We start from the raw sequence: 2,905 nt of genomic DNA, 5'->3' as shown, positions 1-2,905 counted from the left end.
TGCCGGCCGGCAGCAGACCCCGGGCGATCGCGACGAGCCCGTGCCCGGCGCCCGTGCCCGCGAGCAGGCCGAGGAGCGCCGACGCGGTCCCGATCGCCAACGCCTCGCCGCGCACCGAGCGCAGGACCTGGCGGCGGGTCGCACCGACGCAGCGCAGCAGCGCGAAGTCGCGGGCGCGCTGGGCGAACAGGATCGAGAAGGTGTTCGCGACGACGAGCACGGACACGAACAGGGCGACGGCCGCGAAGACCAGCAGCATGATCGCCAGCACGTTCACCTGGTGGGTGAGCTCGGTCTGGCGGTCCTCGACGAACTCGTCGCGGGGCTGGACGGTCGCGTCGTCGGGCAGCCGGTCCGCGAGGTCGGCCGAGCCCGGGCCGGCGTAGGCGATCGAGTCGACCCACAGGTGGTCGGCGAAGCGGCGCAGGTCGCGCCAGGTCAGGTAGAAGTCCGCGTCGACGCTCGCCGACGGCGTGTCGACGAGCCCGACGATGCTGACCTCGGTGGCGTCCGTCCCGGTGCCCACGCGCAGCGTGTCGCCGACGGCGACGCCGTCGCCCTTCACTGCGTTGACGTCCGCGACCGCCTCGCCCGGACCGTCCGGGTAGCGACCCGCACGCAGCGCCTGCCAGCGCAGGTCCGGGGCGTCGGTGATCGCGCCGACGTCGACGCTCTCCCCGAGGAGCCGGTCGTCGACGCGCACCTGCTGCATGGTCCAGCCGAGGAACGACGCATGGTCGCCGTGCTCGGAGGCCGCGTCGAGGATCCGCGCGGCCTGGTCGGCGTCGACGTCGGAGACCACGACGTCGGCGTCGCGGTAGGGGACCTCGACGCCGGCGACCAGGCCGCTGCGGGCCGCGGACGACAGCAGGCTCGTGACCACGATGAACGCGACGCCGATGACCACCGCCACCGCGGCCGCGACGTACCGCCTCGTGTGCACGCGCAGCGTCGCGGCGAGCACCGTCCTCATCGAACGGTCTCCCGCCGCAGCTCCGCGACCAGCTGGTCGGCGGACGGGTCGACCAGGTGGGCCCGGATCCGGCCGTCGGCGATGACCAGCACGTCGTCGGCGTACGCCGCCGCGTCGAGCTCGTGGGTCACCATCACGACCGTCTGGCCGAGCTCGCGCACCGAGCGGCGCAGGAAGCCGAGGACCTCCGCGGAGGCCTCGCTGTCGAGGTTGCCGGTCGGCTCGTCGGCGAACACGATGTCGGGCTGGGCGACCAGGGCGCGGGCGATCGCGACCCGCTGCTGCTGGCCGCCGGAGAGCTCGGCGGGCCGGTGCCCGAGCCGGTCGCGCAGGCCGAGCACCTCCACGACGAGCTCGTAGCGGTCGCGCGCATCGGCGTCGATGCGCCGGCCGGCGAGCTCGAGGGGGAGCAGGATGTTCTGGCCGGCGGTGAGCATCGGCAGCAGGTTGAACGACTGGAACACGAACCCGACGTGCTCGCGGCGGAACACCGTGAGCGCGGTGTCGTCCATGGTCTCCAGGGCGCGGCCCGCGACCGACACGCGTCCCGAGGTCGGGGTGTCGAGGCCGGCGAGGCAGTGCATGAGCGTCGACTTGCCGGAGCCGGAGGGGCCCATGATCGCGGTGAACCGGCCGCTGGGCAGGTCGAGGTCGACGCCTCGCAGGGCGTGCACGGCGGCGTCGCTGCGTCCGTAGACGCGGGTCAGGCCGCGGGCGCTCGCCGCGAGGCCCGTCGAGAGGGTGGTCGGGTCGGTGATCGTCATGGTCCGACCCTCCCGTCCGGGAGGGGGCCGGGTCGTCAGCCCGCGGGACCCATCCGGCGTACGACTCAGGGGCTACGGACCAGGCCGGTCTCGTACGCGAGGACGACCAGCTGCACCCGGTCGCGGGCGCCGGTCTTGGCCAGCAGCCGGCTCACGTGGGTCTTGACCGTCGCCTCGGCGACGACGAGGTCGGCGGCGATCTCCGCGTTGGACCGGCCCCGGCCGACGTGGACGAGCACCTCGCGCTCGCGGTCGGTGAGCCCGACCAGGCGCTGGTCCGGGGACTCCGGTCGCGGATCGGGCAGCGTCGCGGCGAAGTGGTCGAGCAGCCGCCGGGTGGTGCTCGGGGCGACGACCGAATCGCCGGCGTGAACGGTGCGGATCGCGGCCAGCAGGTCCTCGGGCGCGGCGTCCTTGAGCAGGAACGCCGCCGCGCCCGCCCGGATCGCGGCGAAGGCGTACTCGTCGAGGTCGAAGGTCGTCAGCACGATCACGCGGGGCAGCTCGCCGCGCTCGGTGAGCGTCCGGGTCGCCTCGACGCCGTCGACCCGCGGCATCCGCACGTCCATCAAGACGACGTCGGCGCGGGTCACGGCGAGCCGGTCCAGGGCCTCGGCACCGTCGCCCGCCTCGCCGACCACGGTCAGGTCGGGCTGGCTCTCCACGAGCATCCGGAACCCGCCGCGCACCATCTGCTGGTCGTCGACGAGGAACACCCGGATCGGCTCGAGGCTCGGATCGCTGGCGGTCACCGGGGCAGCCTCGCAGCCACCCGGAACCCACCGCCCGGCCGGGGTCCCGCCTCGACGTGGCCGCCGTGGACGCCCACGCGCTCCCGCATCCCCACCAGACCCAGTCCGTGACCGTCCGAGGGCACCGCCGCCCCGCGGCCGTCGTCCTCGACCAGGATCTCGACGGCGTCGCCGACGCGCACGTCGACCCGCACGCTCACCCCGGGGCCCGCGTGCTTGCGGACGTTCGTGAGGGCCTCCTGCACGACCCGGTACGCCGTGAGGGCGATGCCGTCCGGCACCCCCGCGCCGCCCGCGGGGAGGGCCGCCTCGACGTGCGCGCCGGCGGTCCGCGCCTCGGCGACCAGGGCGCCGAGGTCCGCGAGACCCGGCTGGGGCCGCAGCTCGACACCGTCGTCAGCGCGCAGCAGCCCGAG

Annotated in this window: 4 protein-coding genes; all 4 read right to left on the bottom strand. The window is 74.9% G+C overall.

Annotated elements, in window-relative coordinates; translation table 11 throughout:
- On the bottom strand, positions 1-973 hold a 973-nt coding region (locus VGD85_RS00345), incomplete at its 3' end, for an ABC transporter permease (protein ID WP_331061457.1).
- On the bottom strand, positions 970-1,737 hold the full coding sequence (locus VGD85_RS00340; protein ID WP_331061456.1) for an ABC transporter ATP-binding protein: 768 nt from the start codon (positions 1,735-1,737) through the stop codon (positions 970-972). The genes VGD85_RS00345 and VGD85_RS00340, both read right to left, overlap by 4 nt.
- 65 nt (positions 1,738-1,802) lie before the next feature.
- A complete protein-coding gene (locus VGD85_RS00335) occupies positions 1,803-2,489 on the bottom strand; it encodes a response regulator transcription factor (RefSeq protein WP_331061455.1) in 687 nt (228 codons plus the stop codon).
- Positions 2,486-2,905, bottom strand: a 420-nt coding sequence (locus tag VGD85_RS00330) for a sensor histidine kinase (RefSeq protein ID WP_331061454.1), incomplete at its 5' end; no start/stop codon positions are given. The genes VGD85_RS00330 and VGD85_RS00335, both read right to left, overlap by 4 nt.

Origin of the sequence: Nocardioides sp., assembly GCF_036401255.1 — a bacterium.
GTDB lineage: Bacteria > Actinomycetota > Actinomycetes > Propionibacteriales > Nocardioidaceae > Nocardioides.
Note: the sequence above shows the minus strand (reverse complement) of the source record. Positions and strands in the feature narration are given on the sequence as shown.